Source organism: Kushneria sp. AK178, from assembly GCF_053903105.1.
On record NZ_CP096381.1, the window covers coordinates 897,312 to 921,059 of the forward strand.

Here is a 23,748-nt window from a genome sequence, read left to right on the forward strand (position 1 = left end):
GGGTTTTTTTATATGTATTAATTTTGTCCTTGGTGATGACTAGTTCTCCAGGGCTAGCCGAGGAATTAAGTGGCAAAAAAGCGGCTATTCGATGATTAGAAAAAAGTCGTGAGTACTATATATTCGCCGAAACTGAACTGTTTTGGCACTACGGCGGGATAGGGGACGGGTGTTATGGCTACTTACACGGTTGCACGGGTTGATGGCATCGTACTGCTGATGGACCCGCGTAAAGCGGTGGTTCAGGGGATGGCGTTACCGGAAAACGCGGTATTGATGGCAGCCGAAGGTGGTCGTGTCATTCTGGCGGATGGCACTGTCCTGAGTCTCGGCGCCGGCCAGACTGTCACATTGATCGGCACCGAAGGTGTTGCCGAGCTTGTCACTGCCTCGTCGCCGACGGACGTCGACCCCGAGATCGCGGCGTTACAGGCTGCCATTGCCGCCGGACAGGACCCGACAGAGATCCAGCAGGCCCCGGCTGCCGGTGCCTCCCCGGAGGCAGGTGGCGGCAATACCGGCGGCGAGGGCGGCTTCGCCCAGCCCTTCGATATCAGTCGCAGCGGTCGAGAGCAGCAGACCGAATATCGCTACAGCGCCGGTTTCAGTGATTCCGATACCCCTGCCGTGTCTACATTCCCGGGATTTGCAGACAGTACCAGCACGGATGATACCGCTACGGTACCGACCGATGACGGTGGCGCTACTGCGCTCACCGATCCGACCACCGATGACGGTACCACCAGCCCGGTAACGCTGGATACAGACAGCGATGCCACACCCATCGTCACGATTGCCCTGAATACCATCGCTGACGATGACATCATCAATGTTGCAGAAGCAGGCAGCAGTATCAGCCTGGCGGGAACTGTCGGTGGTGATGCGGCGGCAGGCGATATGGTCACCGTTACCATCGGCGATTATGCTTACATGACCCCCGTGGATGATGCCCTGTCCTTCGGTGTCATCGTGCCGGGCGATCTTCTGGTCGGCAGCGATGCCGTCATTGCCACCATCAGTCATGCCCATGCCGGCGGCGTCAGCACGGCCACGACGACCCATGCCTACACCACCCGCCTCGAGGCACCGGTCGTTTCGATTTCGCTGGACACCATTGCCGACGATGATGTGCTCAACGCCAGCGAGTCCGGGCAAGACGTCACCCTGACAGGCAGGGTGGGCGGCGATGCGGCAGCCGGGGATGCCGTTACGGTGTCGATCGGGGCGCAGAACTACACCACGGCTGCTGATGCCGACGGCATTTTCTCGGTCTCTGTTCCCGGCTCGGTGCTGGCACAGGAAAAAGCAGTGACCGCAGCCGTATCTCATCGCGACACCGCCGGCAATATCGGTTCGGCCACCACCTCTCGCGCCTATGCGGTCGATACCACGCCGCCCGAGCTCTCGATCACACTGGACACCCTCGCCGGCGACAACATCGTCAACGCCGGGGAAGCGAACCAGACCCTCCCGGTCACGGGTTCTGTGTCTGGCGAGTTTACTGTCGGCGATATCGTCACCCTGTCGATAGGCGGTCAGGTTTACACCGGTGCGGCAAACGCCGACGGTACCTTCTCGATCAATGTGCCGGGCAGCCAACTGGCACAGAACACGGCGCTCAGTGCCGCCGTCAGCCATGCCGATGCGGCGGGCAATGTTGGCTCGGCGAACACGGCAGCCAGCTACAGCGTCGATACGGACGCACCCCTCGTCACGATCTCGCTGGATACCATTGCCGGCGATGACGTCATCAACGCCGCCGAAGCCGAGCAGGATATCGCCATTACAGGTCAGGCCGGCGGCGATGCCGTACCCAGTGACGCCGTCACAGTGCGCGTAGGCGACCAGAGCTATACGGCTACGGTCGGCCAGAATGGCACCTTCAGCGTTGCGGTACCGGGGGCGGTGCTGGCTACTGCTGGCGCCAATAATGTCTCGGCCTCGGTCAGTCACACGGATGCCGCCGGCAACGTTGGCAGCGCCGAAACCAGCCGCGGTTACACCGTCGATACCACACCGCCCGAACTCTCGATTGCGCTGGACACCATCACCGGCGACAACATCGTCAATGCCGACGAATCGAACCAGACTCTGCCGGTCACGGGGTCTGTATCCGGCGCGTTTGCGGCTGGTGACACTGTCACTCTGACAGTCGGTGATCAGACCTACCCCGGCGCGGTAAACGCTGATGGCACCTTCTCGATCAACGTGCCCGGCAGCCAGCTGGCCTCGAACGATGCTATCCGTGCTGACGTTAGCCACACCGATGCGGCGGGCAACGTCGGCAGTGCCAACACTGCAGCCAGCTATGGCGTCGATACCGATGCCCCCATCGTTACGATCTCGCTGGATACGATTGCCGGCGATGACGTGATCAACGCTGCCGAAGCCGGGCAGAACGTCGCCATCACTGGAAGTGCCGGTGGTGACGCGGTGGCCGGTGACACCGTCACCGTCTCGGTGGGTGGGCAAAACTACACCACCACCGTGGGCCAGAACGGCGCGTTCAGCGTCGCCGTGCCGGGTTCGGTATTGGCTACTGCTGGCGCCGGGTCGGTCAGCGCCGCCGTTTCGCATACGGATGCCGCCGGCAATATCGGCAGCGCCGAAACCAGCCGCGACTATGCGGTGGATACCACACCGCCCGAACTCTCGATCGCGCTGGATACCATCGCCGGTGACAACATCGTTAACGCCGATGAGTCGAACCAGGCCATTCCGGTCACTGGCTCGGTCAGCGGCGAGTTTGCGGCTGGTGACACTGTCACTTTGACGGTCGGTGATCAGGCATTCACCGGCGCAGTAAACGCTGACGGCACCTTCTCGATCAACTTGCCCGGCAGCCAGCTGGCACAAAATTCTTCTATCCGCGCCGACGTCAGCCATACCGATTTGGCAGGCAACGTGGGTTCGGCGAATACCGCGGCGAGCTACGCCGTTGATACCGATATTCCGGTCGTCACGATCTCGCTGGACACGATTGCGGGTGATGACGTCATCAACGCCGTGGAAGCCGAGCAGGATGTCACCGTCAGCGGTAAGGCCGGCGGCGATGCGGTAGCCAGCGATACAGTCACTGTCTCGGTCGGTGGGCAAAATTACACCACCACCGTTGGGCAGAACGGTGCGTTCAGCGTGACAGTGCCGGGTTCGGTACTGGCTGCTGCTGGCGCCGGGTCGGTCAGTGCAGCTATTTCACATACCGATACCGCCGGCAATATCGGCAGTGCCGAAACCAGCCGCGCCTATGCGTTGGATACCACACCACCTGAGCTGACTATTCAGCTCGACACCATTGCCGGTGACAACATCGTCAACGCCGACGAGACGAACCAGGCCCTCCCGGTCACGGGTTCTGTATCCGGCGAGTTTGCGGCTGGTGACACTGTCACTTTGACAGTCGGTGATCAGACCTACACCGGCGCGGTAAATGCTGATGGCACTTTCTCGATCAACGTGCCGGGCGCGCAACTGGCGCAGAATACGTCGCTCAGTGTCGCCGTCAGCCACACCGATGCCGCGGGCAATGTTGGGTCTGCCAACACGGCAGTCAGCTACAGCGTCGATACGGACGCCCCCATCGTCACGATTTCGCTGGACACCATCGCAAGCGATGACGTGATCAACGCTGCCGAAGCCGAGCAGGCTGTTGCCATCGCAGGTCAGGCCGGCGGCGATGCCGTACCCGGTGACGCCGTCACAGTGCGCGTAGGCGACCAGAGCTATACGGCTACGGTCGGTCAGAATGGTGCGTTCAGCGTCGCCGTGCCGGGTTCGGTATTGGCTACTGCTGGCGCCGGGTCGGTCAGCGCGTCTGTCTCGCACACCGACGCAGCCGGTAATGTCGGCAGCGCCGAAACCAGCCGAGCCTATACGGTCGATACCACGCCGCCCGAACTCTCGATCACGCTGGATACCGTCGCCGGCGACAACATCGTCAATGCCGACGAGACGAACCAGACCCTCCCGGTCACGGGTTCTGTGTCTGGCGAGTTTACGGCCGGCGATATCGTCACCCTGTCGGTGGGGCAGCAGACGTACACCGGCGCGGTCGGTGCCGATGGCACCTTCAGTATCAACGTCCCTGGTAGTCAGCTGGCGCAAAACGATGCCATCCGTGCCAAGGTCAGTCATACCGATGCCGCCGGCAATGTTGGCTCGGCCAACACCGCGGTCAACTACTCGGTAGATACCGAAGTGCCGGTCGTCACGATCTCGCTGGATACGATTGCCGGCGATGACGTCATCAACGCCGCCGAAGCCGAGCAGGACGTCGCCATCACCGGAAGTGCCGGTGGTGACGCGGTGGTCGGTGACACCGTCACCGTCTCGGTGGGTGGGCAAAGCTACATCATCACCGTGGGTCAGAACGGCGCATTCAGCGTCGCGGTGCCGGGCTCGGCACTGGCGGCTGTCGGTGCCAACAGTGTCTCGGCCCTGGTCAGTCATACGGATGCCGCCGGCAATGTCGGCAGCGCCGAAACCAGCCGCGCCTATGCGGTGGATACCACACCACCCGAGCTGGCCATTCAGCTCGACACCATTGCCGGTGACAATATCGTCAACGCCGAGGAGGCGAACCAGGCCCTTTCGGTGACCGGCTCGGTCAGCGGCGAGTTTGCGGCTGGTGACACTGTCACTTTGACGGTCGGTGATCAGCCATTCACCGGCGCAGTAAACGCCGACGGTACCTTCTCGATCAACGTCCCTGGTAGTCAGCTGGCGCAAAACGATGCCATCCGTGCCGAGGTCAGTCACACCGACGCGGCCGGCAACGTCGGCAGCGCCGAAACCAGCCGCGCCTATGCGGTGGATACCAAACCACCTGAGCTGACTATTCAGCTCGACACCATTGCCGGTGACAATATCGTCAACGCCGACGAGTCGAGTCAGGCTATCCCGGTCACGGGTTCTGTATCCGGCGAGTTTACGGCCGGCGATATCGTTACCCTGTCGGTCGGCGATCAGACCTACACCGGCGCGGTGAACGCCGACGGCACCTTCTCGATCAATGTCCCCGGCAGCCAACTGGCACAGAACACGGCGCTCAGTGCCGCCGTCAGCCACACCGATGCGGCGGGCAACGTCGGCTCGGCCAACACCGCGGTCAGCTACTCGATGGATACCGAAGTGCCGGTCGTCACGATCAGCCTCGATACGATCGCCGGCGATGACGTCATCAACGCCGCGGAAGGCGGGCAGGATGTTGCCATTACAGGCCAGACAGGTGGTGACGCGGTGGCTGGTGATACCGTCACCGTCTCGGTCGGTGGGCAGAGCTACGCAACGGTGGTCGGCCAAAACGGTGTATTCAGCGTGGCAGTGCCGGGCAGTGTGCTCGCCAGCACAGGTACTGGTGCAGTCAGCGCCGCGGTTTCGCATACGGATGCCGCGGGTAACGTTGGCAGCGCCGAAACCAGCCGCGGTTACACCGTCGATACCACGTCGCCCGAGCTCTCGATCGCGCTCGACATCCTCGCCGGTGACAACATCGTCAATGCCGAGGAGGCGAACCAAGCCCTCCCGGTCACGGGTTCTGTATCCGGCGAGTTTACGGCTGGTGACACTGTCACTCTGACAGTCGGTGATCAGACCTACACCGGCGCGGTGAATACCGATGGCACCTTCTCGATCAACGTGCCGGGCTCGCAGCTGGCACAGAACACGGCGCTCAGTGCTGCTGTCAGCCATACCGATGCCGCCGGCAATGTCGGCTCGGCCAACACCGCGGTCAGCTACTCGGTGGATACCGAAGTGCCGGTCGTCACGATCAGCCTCGATACGATCGCCGGCGATGACGTCATCAACTCTGCCGAAGCCGGGCAGGACGTCGCCATCACCGGAAGTACCGGGGGTGACGCCGCACCCGGCGATACGGTCACCGTCTCGGTCGGTGGTCAGAACTACACCGCAACCGTGGGGCAGAACGGTGCGTTCAGCGTCGCAGTGCCGGGCAATGTGCTTGCCAGTGCAGGCGTCGGGTCGGTCAGCGCCGCCGTTTCACATACCGACGCCGCCGGCAATACCGGCAATGCCGAGATCTCGCATAACTACGCGGTGGACATCACACCGCCCGAACTCTCGATCGCGCTCGACACCATCACCGGCGACAACATCGTCAATGCTGACGAGTCGAACCAGACCCTGCCGGTCACGGGTTCTGTGTCTGGCGAGTTTGCTGCGGGCGATATCGTCACCCTGTCGGTCGGTCAGCAGACGTACACCGGCGCGGTGAATGCTGACGGTACCTTCTCGATCAACGTCCCCGGCAGCCAACTGGCACAGAACACGGCGCTCAGTGCCGCCGTCAGCCACACCGATGCGGCGGGCAACGTCGGCAGTGCCGAAACCAGCCGCGACTATGCGGTGGATACCACACCACCCGAGCTGGCCATTCAGCTTGACACCATTGCCGGTGACAACATCGTCAACGCCGACGAGTCGAACCAGGCCATTCCGGTCACTGGCTCGGTCAGAGGCGAGTTTGTGGCCGGCGATATCGTTACCCTGACGGTCGGTCAGCAGACGTACACCGGCGCGGTGAACGCCGACGGCACCTTCTCGATCAATGTTCCCGGCAGCCAACTGGCACAGAACACGGCGCTCAGTGCTGCTGTCAGCCATACCGATGCCGCGGGCAATATCGGCTCGGCGAACACGGCAGCCAGTTACGCCGTTGATACCGAAGTACCGGTCGTTACGATCAGCCTCGATACCATCGCCGGCGATGACGTCATAAACGCTGCCGAAGCCGAGCAGGATGTTGCCATCGCCGGTCAGGCCGGCGGCGATGCCGTACCCGGTGATGCCGTCACAGTGCGCGTAGGCGACCAGAGCTATACGGCTACGGTCGACCAGAATGGCACCTTCAGCGTTGCGGTGCCGGGGGCGGTGCTGGCTACTGCTGGCGCCAATAATGTCTCGGCCTCGGTCAGTCACACGGATGCCGCGGGCAATGTCGGCTCGGCCAACACGGCAGTGAGCTACGCCGTTGATACCGAAGTGCCGGTCGTCACGATCAGCCTCGATACGATCGCCGGCGATGACGTCGTCAACGTTGCCGAAGCCGGACAGGACGTTGCCATTACAGGTCAAGCCGGCGGCGATGCCGTACCCGGTGACGCCGTCACAGTGCGCGTAGGCGACCAGAGCTATACGGCTACGGTCGGCCAGAATGGCACCTTCAGCGTTGCGGTGCCGGGGGCGGTGCTGGCTACTGCTGGCGCCAATAATGTCTCGGCCTCGGTCAGTCACACGGATGCCGCGGGCAATATCGGCAGTGCCGAGACCTCGCGTAACTATGCGGTGGATACCACACCGCCCGAACTCTCGATTGCGCTCGACACCATCGCCGGTGACAACATCGTCAATGCCGACGAATCGAACCAGACTCTGCCGGTCACGGGGTCTGTATCCGGCGAGTTTGCGGCTGGTGACACTGTCACTCTGACAGTCGGTGATCAGACCTACACCGGCGCGGTGAATACCGATGGCACCTTCTCGATCAACGTGCCGGGCTCGCAGCTGGCACAGAACACGGCGCTCAGTGCTGCTGTCAGCCATACCGATGCCGCCGGCAATATCGGCTCGGCCAACACCGTGGTGAGCTACTCGGTGGATACCGAAGTGCCGGTCGTTACGATCAGCCTCGATACGATCGCCGGTGATGACGTCATTAACGCTGCCGAAGCCGAGCAGGATATCGCCATCACCGGCCTTGTCGGCGGCGACGCCGTACCCGGTGACGCCGTCACAGTGCGCGTAGGCGACCAGAGCTATACGGCTACGGTCGGCCAGAACGGCGCATTCAGCGTCGCAGTGCCGGGCTCGGTACTGGCTGCTGCTGGCACTAACAGTGTCTCGGCTGCAGTGAGTCATACCGACGCCGCCGGCAATACCGGCAGCGCCGAAACCAGCCGTGCCTATGCGGTAGATACTACCCAGCCGGCACTGGCCATTCAGCTTGACACCATTGCCGGTGACAACATCGTTAATGCCGACGAGTCGAACCAGGCCATTCCGGTCACTGGCTCGGTCAGCGGCGAGTTTGCGGCTGGTGACACTGTCACTTTGACGGTCGGTGATCAGGCATTCACCGGCGCAGTAAACGCTGACGGCACCTTCTCGATCAATGTGCCGGGCTCGCAGCTTGCTGCCAATGACGCCATGCAGGCAGTCATCAGTCACACCGACGCTGCGGGCAATATCGGCTCGGCCAATACCGCGGCCAGTTACGGCGTCGATACCGATGCTCCAATCGTCACGATCTTGTTGGACACCATCGCGGGTGATGACGTAATCAACGCCGCGGAAGCCGGGCAGAACGTCGCCATCACCGGTCAGGCCGGTGGAGATGCCGTGGCCGGTGACACTGTCACTGTCTCGGTCGGTGGTCAGAGCTACACCGCAACTGTCGGTCAGAACGGCGCGTTCAGTGTCGCGGTATCCGGCTCGGTGTTGGCTGCTGCAGGCACCAGTACCGTCAGTGCCGCCGTTTCGCATACTGATGCGGCCGGCAACGTCGGCAGTGCCGAGACCTTGCGTAACTACGCGGTGGACACCACACCGCCCGAACTCTCGATTGCGCTGGACACCATCACCGGCGACAACATCGTCAATGCCGACGAGACGAACCAGACCCTCCCGGTCACGGGTTATGTGTCTGGCGAGTTTACGGCCGGCGATATCGTCACCCTGTCGGTGGAGCAGCAGACGTACACCGGCGCGGTCGGTGCCGATGGCACCTTCAGTATCAACGTCCCTGGTAGTCAGCTGGCGCAAAACGATGCCATCCGTGCCGAGGTCAGTCACACCGACGCAGCGGGCAATGTCGGCCGCGCCAACACTGCAGCCAGTTACGGCGTCGATACCGATGCCCCCATCGTTACGATCTCGCTGGATACGATTGCCGGCGATGACGTCATCAACGCTGCCGAAGCCGGGCAGAACGTCGCCATCACCGGAAGTGCCGGGGGTGACGCCGTACCCGGCGATACGGTTACCGTCTCGGTCGGTGGGCAGAACTACGCAACGGTGGTCGGTCAGAATGGTGCGTTCAGCGTTGCCGTGCCGGGTTCGGTACTGGCAACCGCTGGCGCCGGTTCGCTCAGCGCCGCCGTTTCGCATACGGATGCCGCGGGTAACGTTGGCAGCGCCGAAACCAGCCGAGCCTATACGGTCGATACCACGCCGCCCGAACTCTCGATTGCGCTGGACACCATCACCGGCGACAACATCGTCAATGCCGACGAGACGAACCAGACCCTCCCGGTCACGGGTTCTGTGTCTGGCGAGTTTACGGCCGGCGATATAGTCACCCTGACGGTGGGGCAGCAGACGTACACCGGCGCGGCCGGTGCCGATGGCACCTTCAGTATCAACGTCCCTGGTAGTCAGCTGGCGCAAAACGATGCCATCCGTGCCGAGGTCAGTCACACCGATGCCGCCGGCAACGTTGGCAGCGCCGAAACCAGCCGCGGTTACACCGTCGATACCACACCGCCCGAACTCTCGATTGCGCTGGACACCATCACCGGCGACAACATCGTCAATGCCGACGAATCGAACCAGACTCTGCCGGTCACGGGGTCTGTATCCGGCGCGTTTGCGGCTGGTGACACTGTCACTCTGACAGTCGGTGATCAGACCTACCCCGGCGCGGTAAACGCTGATGGCACCTTCTCGATCAACGTGCCCGGCAGCCAGCTGGCCTCGAACGATGCTATCCGTGCTGACGTTAGCCACACCGATGCGGCGGGCAACGTCGGCAGTGCCAACACTGCAGCCAGCTATGGCGTCGATACCGATGCCCCCATCGTTACGATATCGCTGGATACGATTGCCGGCGATGACGTGATCAACGCTGCCGAAGCCGGGCAGGACGTCGCCATCACCGGAAGTGCCGGTGGTGACGCGGTGGCCGGTGACACCGTCACCGTCTCGGTGGGTGGGCAAAACTACATCACCACCGTGGGTCAGAACGGCGCGTTCAGCGTCGCCGTGCCGGGCAGTGTGCTCGCCAGCACAGGTACTGGTGCAGTCAGCGCCGCGGTTTCGCATACGGATGCCGCGGGTAACGTTGGCAGCGCCGAAACCAGCCGCGGTTACACCGTCGATACCACGTCGCCCGAGCTCTCGATCACACTGGACACCCTCGCCGGTGACAACATCGTCAATACCGATGAGTCGAACCAGAGCCTCCCGGTGACCGGTTCGGTCAGCGGCGAGTTTGCGGCTGGTGACACTGTCACTTTGACGGTCGGTGATCAGGCATTCACCGGCGCAGTAAACGCCGACGGCACCTTCTCGATCAATGTGCCGGGCGCGCAGCTTGCTGCCAACGGCTCGGTGCAGGCGAATATCAGCCACACCGATGCCGCCGGCAATGTTGGCTCGGCGAACACGGCAGCCAGCTATGGCGTCGATACGGACGCCCCCCTCGTCACGATCTCGCTGGATACCATTGCCGGCGATGACGTCGTCAACGCTGTCGAAGTCGAGCAGGATGTTGCCATCACCGGTCAGGCCGGCGGTGACGCGGTGGCCGGTGATACCGTTACCGTCTCGGTGAGTGGGCAGAACTACGCAACGGTAGTCGGTCAGAATGGTGCGTTCAGCGTCGCGGTACCGGGGGCAGTGCTGGCTGCCGCTGGTGTTAATAGCGTCTCGGCCTCGGTCAGTCATACGGACGCCGCCGGCAATGTCGGCAGCGCCGAAACCAGCCGCGACTACGCGGTGGACACCACACCGCCCGAACTCTCGATCGCGCTCGACACCCTCGCCGGTGACAACATCGTCAACGCCGAGGAGGCGAACCAGACCCTCCCGGTGACCGGCTCGGTCAGCGGCGAGTTCGCGGGTGGTGACACTGTCACTTTGACGGTCGGTGATCAGCCATTCACCGGCGCGGTGAACGCTGACGGTACTTTCTCGATTAACGTGCCGGGCTCGCAGCTGGCACAAAACACGTCGCTCAGTGCTGCTGTCAGCCATACCGATGCCGCCGGCAATGTCGGCCGCGCCAACACTGCAGCCAGCTATGGCGTCGATACGGACGCACCCCTCGTCACGATTTCGCTCGATACCATTGCCGGCGATGACGTGATCAACGCTGCCGAAGCCGGGCAGGACGTCGCCATCACCGGAAGTGCCGGTGGTGACGCGGTGGCCGGTGACACCGTCACCGTCTCGGTGGGTGGGCAAAACTACATCACCACCGTGGGTCAGAACGGCGCGTTCAGCGTCGCCGTGCCGGGCAGTGTGCTCGCCAGCACAGGTACTGGTGCAGTCAGCGCCGCGGTTTCGCATACGGATGCCGCGGGTAACGTTGGCAGCGCCGAAACCAGCCGCGGTTACACCATCGATACCACGCCGCCCGAACTCTTGATTGCGCTGGACACCATCGCCGGTGACAACATCGTCAATGCCGACGAGACGAACCAGGCCATTCCGGTCACTGGCTCGGTCAGCGGCGAGTTTGCGACCGGGGACATCGTCACGCTGACGGTCGGTGATCAGACCTACACCGGCGCGGTAAACGCTGATGGCACCTTCTCGATCAACGTGCCGGGCGCGCAGCTGGCACAGAACACGGCGCTCAGTGCTGCTGTCAGCCATACCGACGCTGCGGGCAATATCGGCTCGGCCAATACCGCGGCCAGTTACGGCGTCGATACGGACGCCCCCATCGTCACGATTTCGCTGGACACCATCGCGGGTGATGACGTGATCAACGCCGCGGAAGCCGGGCAGAACGTCGCCATCACCGGTCAGGCCGGTGGAGATGCCGTGGCCGGTGACACTGTCACTGTCTCGGTCGGTGGTCAGAGCTACACCGCAACTGTCGGTCAGAACGGCGCGTTCAGTGTCGCGGTATCCGGCTCGGTGTTGGCTGCTGCAGGCACCAGTACCGTCAGTGCCGCCGTTTCGCATACTGATGCGGCCGGCAACGTCGGCAGTGCCGAGACCTTGCGTAACTACGCGGTGGACACCACACCGCCCGAACTCTCGATTGCGCTGGACACCATCACCGGCGACAACATCGTCAATGCCGACGAGACGTACCAGACCCTCCCGGTCACGGGTTCTGTGTCTGGCGAGTTTACGGCCGGCGATATCGTCACCCTGTCGGTGGGGCAGCAGACGTACACCGGCGCGGTCGGTGCCGATGGCACCTTCAGTATCAACGTCCCTGGTAGTCAGCTGGCGCAAAACGATGCCATCCGTGCCGAGGTCAGTCACACCGACGCAGCGGGCAATGTCGGCCGCGCCAACACTGCAGCCAGTTACGGCGTCGATACCGATGCCCCCATCGTCACGATCTCGCTGGACACCATCGCAAGCGATGACGTGATCAACGCTGCCGAAGCCGAGCAGGATATCGCCATTACCGGAAGTGCCGGGGGTGACGCTTTACCCGGCGATACGGTCACCGTCTCGGTCGGTGGGCAGAACTACGCAACGGTGGTCGGTCAGAACGGTGCGTTCAGCGTGGCAGTGCCGGGCAGCGTATTTGCCAGTGCAGGTGCTGATGCAGTCAGCGCCGCCGTTTCGCATACGGATGCGGCCGGCAACGTCGGCAGTGCCGAGACCTCGCGTAACTACGCGGTGGACATCACACCGCCCGAACTCTCGATTGCGCTGGACACCATCACCGGCGACAACATCGTCAATGCTGACGAGTCGAACCAGACCCTGCCGGTCACGGGTTCTGTGTCTGGCGAGTTTGCTGCGGGCGATATCGTCACCCTGTCGGTCGGTCAGCAGACGTACACCGGTGCGGTGAATGCTGACGGTACCTTCTCGATTAACGTGCCGGGCTCGCAGTTGGCGCAGAATACGTCGCTCAGTGCCGCCGTCAGCCATACCGATGCGGCGGGCAATGTTGGGTCTACCAACACTGCAGCCAGCTATGGCGTCGATACGGACGCACCCCTCGTCACGATCTCGCTGGATACCATTGCCGGCGATGACGTCATCAACGCCGCCGAAGCCGAGCAGGATATCGCCATTACAGGTCAGGCCGGCGGTGATGCCGTACCCGGTGACGCCGTCACAGTGCGCGTAGGCGACCAGAGCTATACGGCTACGGTCGGCCAGAATGGCACCTTCAGCGTCGCCGTGCCGGGCTCGGTACTGGCTGCTGCTGGCGCCAACAGTGTCTCGGCTGCAGTGAGTCATACCGACGCTGCCGGCAATGTCGGCAGCGCCGAGACCAGCCGCGGTTACACCGTCGATACCACGCCGCCCGAACTCTCAATCACGCTGGATACCATCGCCGGCGACAATATCGTCAATGCCGATGAGGCGAACCAGATCCTTTCGGTGACCGGCTTGGTCAGCGGCGAGTTCGCGGCTGGTGACACTGTCACCCTGACGGTCGGTCAGCAGACGTACACCGGCGCGGTGAACGCCGACGGCACCTTCTCGATCAACGTGCCGGGCGCGCAGCTGGCACAGAACACGGCGCTCAGTGCTGCTGTCAGCCATACCGATGCCGCCGGCAATGTCAGCAGTGCCAACACTGCAGCCAGTTACGGCGTCGATACGGACGCCCCCATCGTCACGATTTCGCTGGACACCATCGCAAGCGATGACGTGATCAACGCTGCCGAAGCCGAGCAGGATGTTGCCATCGCAGGTCAGGCCGGCGGTGACGCGGTGGCCGGTGACACCGTCACCGTCTCGGTGGGTGGGCAAAACTACACCACCACCGTGGGCCAGAACGGCGCGTTCAGCATCGCGATGCCGGGTTCGGTATTGGCAACCGCTGGCGCCGGGTCGGTCAGCGCCGCCGTTTCGCATACGGATGCCGCGGGCAATATCGGCAGTGCCGAGACCTCGCGTAACTATGCGGTGGATACCACACCGCCCGAACTCTCGATCGCGCTCGACACCCTCGCCGGTGACAACATCGTCAACGCCGACGAGTCGAATCAGGCCATCCCGGTTACGGGGTCTGTATCCGGTGAATTTGCGACCGGTGACATCGTCACCCTGTCGGTCGGCGATCAGACCTACACCGGCGCGGTGAACGCCGACGGCACCTTCTCGATCAACTTGCCCGGCAGTCAGCTGGCGCAAAACGATGCCATCCGTGCCGAGGTCAGTCACACCGACGCGGCCGGTAATGTTGGCTCGGCGAACACGGCAGCCAGTTACGGCGTCGATACGGACGCCCCCATCGTTACGATTTCGCTGGATACGATTGCCGGCGATGACGTCATTAACGCTGCCGAAGCCGGGCAGAACGTCGCCATCACCGGCCTTGTCGGCGGCGACGCCGTACCCGGTGACGCCGTCACAGTCCGCGTAGGCGACCAGAGCTATACGACTACCGCTGGTCAAAACGGCGCATTCAGCGTTGCGGTACCGGGGGCAGTGCTGGCTGCTGCTGGCGCCGGGTCGGTCAGCGCCGCTGTTTCACATACCGACGCTGCCGGCAATACCGGCAGCGCCGAGACCAGCCGCGGTTACACCGTCGATACCACGCTGCCCGAACTCTCGATCGCGCTCGACACCCTCGCCGGTGACAACATCGTCAACGCCGACGAATCGAATCAGACCATTCCGGTCACGGGGTCTGTATCCGGCGAGTTTGTGGCTGGCGATATCGTTACCCTGACGGTCGGTCAGCAGACGTACACCGGCGCGGTGAACGCCGACGGCACCTTCTCGATCAATGTCCCCGGCAGCCAACTGGCACAGAACACGGCGCTTAGTGCTGCTGTCAGCCACACCGACGCGGCGGGCAATGTCGGACGCGCCGAAACCAGCCGTGTCTATGCGGTGGATACCACACCGCCCGAACTCTCGATCACGCTCGACACCCTCGCCGGTGACAACATCGTCAACGCCGACGAGTCGAATAAGGCCATCCCGGTTACGGGGTCTGTATCCGGCGAGTTTACGACTGGCGATATCGTCACCCTGACGGTGGGGCAGCAGACGTACACCGGCGCAGTAAACGCTGATGGCACCTTCTCGATCAACGTGCCCGGCAGCCAGCTGGCCTCGAATGATGCTATCCGTGCTGACGTTAGCCACACCGATGCGGCGGGCAACGTCGGCTCGGCGAACACGGCGGCCAGTTACAGCGTCGATACGGACGCACCCCTCGTCACGATCTCGCTGGATACCATTGCCGGCGATGACGTCATCAACGCCGCCGAAGCCGAGCAGGATATCGCCATTACAGGTCAGGCCGGCGGCGATGCCGTACCCGGTGACACCGTCACCGTTTCGATCGGTGGCCAAAACTACGCAACGGTAGTCGGTCAGAACGGTGCGTTCAGCGTGGCAGTGCCGGGTTCGGTATTGGCTACTGCTGGCGCCGGGTCGGTCAGCGCTGCTGTTTCACACACCGATGCCGCCGGCAATATCGGCTCGGCGAACACGGCAGCCAGTTACGCCGTTGATACCGAAGTACCGGTCGTTACGATCAGCCTCGATACCATCGCCGGCGATGACGTGATCAACGCTGCCGAAGCCGAGCAGGATGTTGCCATCACCGGAAGTGCCGGGGGTGACGCCGTACCCGGCGATACGGTTACCGTCTCGGTCGGTGGGCAGAACTACGCAACGGTGGTCGGTCAGAATGGTGCGTTCAGCGTCGCCGTGCCGGGTAGCTTACTCGCCAGTGCGGGTGCTGGTGCAGTCAGCGCCGCGGTTTCACATACGGATGCCGCCGGCAATGTCGGCAGCGCCGAAACCAGCCGCGCCTATGCGATCGATACCACACCGCCCGAACTCTCGATCGCGCTCGACATCCTCGCCGGTGACAACATCGTCAACGCCGAGGAGGCGAACCAGGCCATTCCGGTCACGGGTTCTGTATCCGGCGAGTTTGCGGCTGGTGACACTGTCACTCTGACAGTCGGTGATCAGACGTACACCGGCGCGGTAAATGCTGATGGCACTTTCTCGATCAATGCCCCCGGCAGCCAACTGGCACAGAACACGGCGCTCAGTGCCGCCGTCAGCCACACCGATGCGGCGGGCAACGTCGGCTCGGCCAACACCGCGGTCAGCTACTCGGTGGATACCGAAGTGCCGGTCGTCACGATCAGCCTCGATACGATCGCCGGCGATGACGTCGTCAACGCTGCCGAAGCCGGACAGGACGTTGCCATTACAGGTCAAGCCGGCGGCGATGCCGTACCCGGTGACGCCGTCACAGTGCGCGTAGGCGACCAGAGCTATACGGTTACGGTCGGTCAGAATGGCACCTTCAGCGTCGCGGTACCGGGTGCAGTGCTGGCTGCCGCTGGTGTTAATAGCGTCTCGGCCTCGGTCAGTCACACGGATGTGGCCGGCAACGTCGGCAGTGCCGAAACCAGCCGCGACTATGCGGTGGATACCACACCACCCGAGCTGGCCATTCAGCTTGACACCATTGCCGGTGACAACATCGTTAACGCCGACGAGTCGAACCAGGCCATTCCGGTCACTGGCTCGGTCAGCGGCGAGTTTGCAACCGGCGATATAGTCACCCTGACGGTGGGGCAGCAGACGTACACCGGCGCGGTGAATACCGATGGTACGTTCTCGGTCAACGTGCCGGGCGCGCAGCTTGCTGCCAACGGCTCGGTGCAGGCGAATATCAGCCACACCGATGCCGCGGGCAATGTTGGCTCGGCGAACACGGCAGCCAGCTACAGTGTTGATACCGAAGTACCGGTCGTCACGATCAGCCTCGATACAATCGCCGGCGATGACGTCATCAACGCTGCCGAAGCCGAGCAGGATGTTGCCATCGCAGGTCAGGCCGGCGGCGATGCCGTACCCGGCGATACGGTCACCGTTTCGATCGGTGGCCAGAACTATTTCACGGTGGTCGGCCAGAGCGGCGCCTTCAGCGTTGCGGTGCCGGGGGCGGTGCTGGCTACTGCTGGCGCCAACAGTGTCTCGGCTGCAGTGAGTCATACCGACGCCGCGGGCAATACCGGCAGCGCCGAAACCAGCCGCGGTTACACCGTCGATACCACACCGCCCGAACTCTCGATCGCGCTCGACACCCTCGCCGGTGACAATATCGTCAATGCCGACGAGGCGAACCAAGCCCTTTCGGTGACCGGCTCGGTCAGCGGCGAGTTCGCGGGTGGTGACACTGTCACTTTGACGGTCGGTCAGCATACGTACACCGGCGCGGTAAACGCTGATGGCACCTTCTCGGTCAACGTGCCGGGCGCGCAGCTTGCTGCCAACGGCTCGGTGCAGGCGAATGTCAGCCACACCGATGCGGCGGGCAATATCGGCTCGGCCAACACCGCGGTCAGCTACTCGGTGGATACCGAAGCACCGGTCGTTACGATCTCTCTGGATACGATTGCCGGCGATGACGTGATCAACTCTGCCGAAGCCGGGCAGGACGTCGCCATCACCGGAAGTGCCGGGGGTGACGCCGCACCCGGCGATACGGTTACCGTTTCGATCGGTGGGCAGAACTACGCAACGGTGGTCGGTCAGAACGGCACCTTCAGCGTTGCGGTACCGGGTGCAGTGCTGGCTGCCGCTGGTGCCAACAGTGTCTCGGCCCTGGTCAGTCATACCGATGCGGCCGGCAACGTCGGCAGTGCCGAAACGAGTCGCGATTATCAAACCGATGTTCGGTCGCCCGAAGCGCAGGCCGATACCGGCAGCACCGAGCAGAACGTCATTCTGAGCGTGGATGCGGCCAATGGTGTACTCGCCAACGACACGGATCCGGACAGCGACGCTGCGACGCTTCGGGTGGTGGCCATCAACGGCGATGCCGGTGGCGTCGGGCAGCCGATGGCGGGCTCCAATGGCGGCCAGTTTACGCTGGCTCCCGATGGCAGTTACCGGTTCCAGCCAGGCAATGCCTTTGACCACCTGCCGGCGGGGCAGACGGCCTCTACGCAGATCCGCTACACGGTCAGCGATGCGCAGGGCAATGCCAGCACCACCAGCCTGACCGTCACCGTGACCGGTACCAACGATCTGCCGGTGATTACCGGTACGGCGACCGGCGGCGTGACGGAAGCGGCCATCACTCGGGAGGAGGAGAGCGAGCAGACTGGCCAGCATGAGCTGTATACGATGGCCGGCTCACTGGTCGATACGCTGTCGGGACTTCTGAATCTGAGCATTCTGCCCGATACGGTCATCCCGGGCGTCGGCACGCTGGGGCTTTTGAAAATCAATACCGATGGCAGTTTCAGCTATCAGGTGGATCGCTCAATTCTGGGGACGCTGGCCGAAGGGCAGGTCAGGGTCGATCTATTCCAGTTCACCGATACCCTGGGCAATACCCATTCGGTCAGCGTCACTCTGGTCGGTACGGCTCAGGGGGCTGTGATTGGTCAGCCCATCATCGATGGGCTGGTGGGCGATACACTGGATCTCTCCGGCGAGCTGTCACTCGAAGCGGGCGTGACGGTCAATCCCGGTGCGGCCATTCCGGCGCTCGGCGCGCTGGGCACGCTGACGATCGGTGTTGATGGGCGTTTCGTGTATAGCCTGCTCAGTGACAGTGCACCGGTGCTGGCGAAGGGCGACATCCGCGCCGAGGTCTTTGACTACGTGGATGCCGCCGGCAACACGCACAGCGTCACAATCAACCTTGTCGGTACCGGCGGCGTGCCGGTGCTGGCCGGCCCCGGCGATATGGTCGGGGGCGAAAGCGGTGGTGATAACGGCTCGACCGCATCTCTGGTGCTGACAACCTCGGGCGTGCTGCACGCCACCGATATTGATACCGGGGAAAGCGCTTTTGTGCCGGAGAGCACCGAGGCCGCGCCGGGAACCCTGGGAATGCTGACCATGACGCCCGACGGGCAGTGGCACTATCAGGTCGATAACGATCAGGTGCGCTATCTGAAGGCGGGCGAGACCCGGGAGGAAGTCTTTACGGTTTATACCGTGGACGGCACCGCGCAGACCGTCACCGTCACGATCAACGGGGTCAATAACCCGGCCGTGATCGGGGGACAGGACACCGGCGTGGTCACGGAAGTCGTGCCCACAGGCGATACCTCGACGCTGTCCAGCAGCGTGGCCTCCATTGGTGGCCTGTTGGGTGGCGTGCTGGGCAGTGTCTCGCTGCTGTCCACATCCATCCTGCCGGCGCTGGGCACGCTGGGACATCTGTCGATCGACGTGTCGGGCAACATCGGTTATCGCATCGATAACGGCCTGCTGCCGACGCTGGCTGAAGGCCAGGTCAAGGTGGAAACCTTCAACGTCACGGATACCAGCGGTCAGTCGCATGAAGTGACGGTCAACCTGGTTGGAACGGCCAGCGGCACGACGGTCGGTCTGCCCATCGTCGATGGGCTGCTGTCGCAGGGTGGTCAGCTCAATGCCGGACTCCTGGTGTCTCTGGATCCAGCGAGTCTGGAGGCCGACAGCGGTAATCTGGGTAGTCTGAGTATTGATGCTACCGGCAAGTGGACCTATCACGTGGATCACAGCGCCACGCTGTCGCTGGGCATCGGGGTGGTCAAGCCCGAAACCTTCACCGTGACCGATCTGCTCGGCAATGCACACACCATTGTGGTCAATCTGACCGGTGAGGCCGGAGGCGCCCTGGTCAGCCTGCCGGGCGCCGGCGATGAGAGTGCGGATCCGATGCTGGTCACCCGCGGTACGCTGACCGTTCGCGATGCCGATGCTGGCGAGGCGTTGTTCAATCCCGAAAGCGTAACATCGCCTGCCGGCACGCTTGGGCACCTGACGCTCGAGTCAGACGGACAGTGGGTCTACAGCGTGCCCAACGGCGTCATTGCCTATCTGGGCGCCGGCGAGACAAAAGTGGAAACCTTCACCGTTGCCACGCTGGATGGCACCACACACACCGTCACGGTCACCGTGGTCGGTAAAAACAGCCCGGTCGATGCCGTGGCCGATACCGGCCTCATCGATGAAGACCACTCGCTGGTCGTCGAGGCGGCGCACGGCGTTTTGAGCAACGACCGTGACCCGGATGCGACCGCGCATCTGAGTGTCAGCGCCGTCAACGGCTCCGCTGCCGGCGTGGGTCAGGCCATCACTGGCAGTAACGGTGGCAGCTTTATCCTCAATGCCGACGGCAGCTACACCTTCAACCCGGGGCAGGACTTCCAGAAACTGGCGGAAGGCAGCCAGCAGACCACCTCCATCACCTATACCGTCAGCGACGGGCAGGGCAGTACGGCGGATACCACCCTGACGTTGACCGTGACCGGTAACGTGGATGCGCCGACCATTCAGGTCGTCGATCAGAGCATTGGCAGTGGCGGGATTCCGGGTGGCTCGCTGGGTCTGATCGCGGATGTTTATCACGGCGCTGCCTCCACGCTGACCGGTGTGCTGAGCGATATCGTTACCGCTCTGGGTGGGGCCGTTGGCGGTGTGGGCACGCTTCTGACCGATGCCGGAACCCTGCTGGGCGGCAGTGAAACCCTGCTGGGTGGCCTGGTAACCAGTACGGGCGAGACACTGACCGGTGTCGATTCGACGGCATCATCGGTCAGCATCGGCGTCGGTGAGCTGGATCTATTGAGCGCTCTGACCCCGACCACCTCAACCACCGCATCGACCGGGCTCAATACCTCCATTGCGACAGGTAACGCCTACGCCAGTCAGGGCATGATCTACCTGGAAGCCGGCCATACCTACACCTTTAGCGGCACTGCCCACGGGGCGGCGCTGCTATCGGTCGGGGGGCAGGCGCTGCTGGCCGGTACGTCGCTGGGAGGCACCTACAACTCGGTCGCCTTTACGCCCACGGCCAGCGGCTACTACCCCGTGGCGCTGTACGCGGCCAACACCTCGACCAGCGCCCGGACCTTCTCGATCGGGCTGAGCGTCGATGGCGGCTCGGTGCTGCCACTGTCATCGCTGAATTTTGGCCTGTATGGCAGTCCGGATACGCTGATCGGCGCACAGCTGTCGTTTTCGCCGCTGACGGTCAATGCCGGTATCAGCTACTACCCGGTACATGAAAACCAGGGCATGAGCGGCACCCGCATCGAGCTGGGCACGCCGACAGCGGCGCTGACCGATACGATCGGCAGCGAAACGCTGTCCATTTCGGCCGGCAATCTGCCGGTGGGCAGCGTACTCAGCGATGGCGCCGGCCACAGTGTAATGATCACTTCAAAGGATCAGTCGGTGTTGCTTGATGGCTGGTCGCTGCCTGATCTGAAGCTGTTGCCGCCGGCCGGTTTCGTGGGCGTGATTCCGATGGTGTTCACGGCCACGGCCACCGGTATCCATGGCGGCCAGGCGTCCAGCTCGGTGACGCAGAACGTGGCCGTGTTTGCCGCTGGTCCGGAGCGCGGCAGCGTCACGGAAGATCAGGCGCCCGATACCCTGACCACGACTAATACGCTGCTGCTGGTCGATGACCAAAATCAGCAGATCGCCATTGACCCGGCCAGTGTGACGCCGGCGCAGGACAACCTGGGCAGTCTCACCATCAATGCTCAGGGGCAGTGGACCTACAACGTGGCCAATTCGGTCACCCAGTCGCTGGGCGAGGGGCAGACGAAAATCGATACCTTCACCGTGACGGCTGCCGATGGCTCGACCCGGGCCATTCGCGTCACGGTCAATGGCGTCAACGATGCTCCGGTCGCTGTGACCGATCACGTCTCGGTGAGTGGTCAGGGTGAGCAGAATGTGGTCTATCTCTCGACCCATACCGGGGTACTGGCGGCCTGGAATCTGACTACCGGCACGCAGACCAGCGTGACCATGAAGACGCCCCTGGGCGGTAGTGTGCCAACGTTCGGCGATATTGCGACCAGCAATACTCCGGGCCGGCTCTACGGGGTCAGCTACTCGGGTGCCAACAACGGCACCGCGCTCTACAGCATCAACGCCACCACCGGCGTGGCGACCTCGCTGGGCAATCTGGCCGGTACGCTGGGGCTGGCGGCGCTCACCCTGATGCCCGGCGGGCAGCTGCTGGCCATGAGCTATACCCACCAGAGTATCTACCAGATCAACCCGCTGACGCTGAAGGTGACGAGGGTGGTGGAAGCTCCCTTTGCGGCGGGCGGTGACCTGCAGTATGTCGGTGGGCATCTTTACATGTCGGATCAGAATGGTCGGGTTTATGAACTGCCCATCCATGGTGACGGTACGATTAACACGGGTGGCTCGATATCCCTGGTAGCGGCCATGCCGGCGCAGGTCTACGGGCTGGGTGAGGATGCCAGCGGCAACCTGCTGATCATCACCACGGATAACAGGGCCACGCCCATGGATGTGGATACCCGCTCGCTGGGAACGCCGATCACGTTGACGGCGCAGGGCAGCGGTATCCTGTACGGTGCGGCCGGGAATGTGGGCGAGGCTACCGAAGGCGTACCAACGGCCACGGGCAACGTGCTGGCCAACGACAGCGATGTGGATGCCGGCGACAGTCTGGCGGTGACCGGTGTCAGCAACAGCGTGGCCGGCAATACGGCCGCAGTGGCGGCCAGTGGCAGCGTGATCATCCATGGGGTCTACGGTACGCTGACGCTCGCCGCCGACGGCAGCTACACCTACCGACTCGATGCCGACCGACCCACCAGCCGCGCGCTTGCCGGCGGCAAGACCGCCGAGGACACCTTCAGCTACACCGTCAGTGATGGCAAGGGCGGCACGGCAACCTCTACGCTGGCCGTCCATGTCACCGGCAGTACGCATGACAGCGCGCCGACGGCGTCGGACTTCACGGTCATGCTCACCACCACCAGCATCACCAATGACGTGGTCTATATCGACTTCCCGCGGCTGGGCCGTTTCCACGATGCGGAAAGCGGTTCGAATCTGGGCGTGGTGATCACCTCGATTCCGGTCAACGGCGTGCTCTATTCCGGCACCACGGCGGTGACGGAAAACGACGTGCTCTCCGGCCGGGTGTTTGATCCCTCTACGCTGACCTACAACCCGAATGATCAGCATGGCTGGTTCTGGAGTGATGCAGGTCCAGAGTCCGACGCTTTCACATTTTCCACGGTCGATGGCAGCGGTCAGCACAGCGACAGCCATACCGTCACGCTCAGCACCAACACGCTGCTGGGACTGGGCAGCGGCACGCCGGTCAACGTGGTCTCCGGCAGCAATGTCGGCGGTACGTCCGGGGCCGATCTGGCGCTGGGTACGTCCGGCAGTGACATCCTCACCGGCGGTGACGGCAACGACCTTCTGTTCGGCTATGGTGGCGACGACACGCTACGCGGCGGGGCCGGCAACGATCGGCTCTACGGCGGTGCCGGCAATGATCTTCTGGACGGTGGACTTGGCCGTGATCTGCTGGCGGGCGGCAGTGGCAATGACATTCTGACCGGTGGCGGGGGCAGCGACACCTTCGCCTGGATGCGCGGCGATCAGGGCACCAGCACCCATCCGGCCATCGATCGGGTCGCCGACTTTACCCGCGGCAGCGGCGGCGACGTGCTGGATCTGTCGGATCTGCTCGATATCGGCGGCAGCGGCAGCAACGCCCAGGATGCCAGCCTGGCCTCCCAGTACCTGCACTTCGTCAAGGGGGAGAGCAGCGGCGCGCCGGGCACCGCAGGCAGCAACGGCTCGACGCTCGAGATCAGGACCGACGGCCCCGGCGGCGGCGTCACCCAGAAGATTGTCTTCAGCGGGGTGGATTTCACCACCCTGGGCAATTCCGATACGGAGATCATCAAGGCACTGCTGGACAACGGCAACCTCAAGACCAACCTCGACGGCTAGATGAATATCGCGTTGCTCGCCACGGCCATGAACCCGGAAATAGCCGTATAAATCATCGCTATTTCG

At 63.1% G+C, this 23,748-nt stretch carries 1 protein-coding gene; it reads left to right on the forward strand.

The window, feature by feature from the left end:
- Positions 1-174: 174 nt before the first annotated feature.
- Positions 175-23,682, forward strand: coding sequence for an Ig-like domain-containing protein (locus tag M1D97_RS04095; protein ID WP_456269476.1), 23,508 nt, complete (start codon positions 175-177; stop codon positions 23,680-23,682).
- The last annotated feature ends 66 nt before the right edge of the window (positions 23,683-23,748 follow it).

What these genes read in the sequence shown, in the direction of transcription:
- M1D97_RS04095 (WP_456269476.1), top strand. Translation starts at nt 175, where the DNA reads ATGGCTACTTACACGGTTGCACGGGTTGATGGCATCGTACTGCTGATG.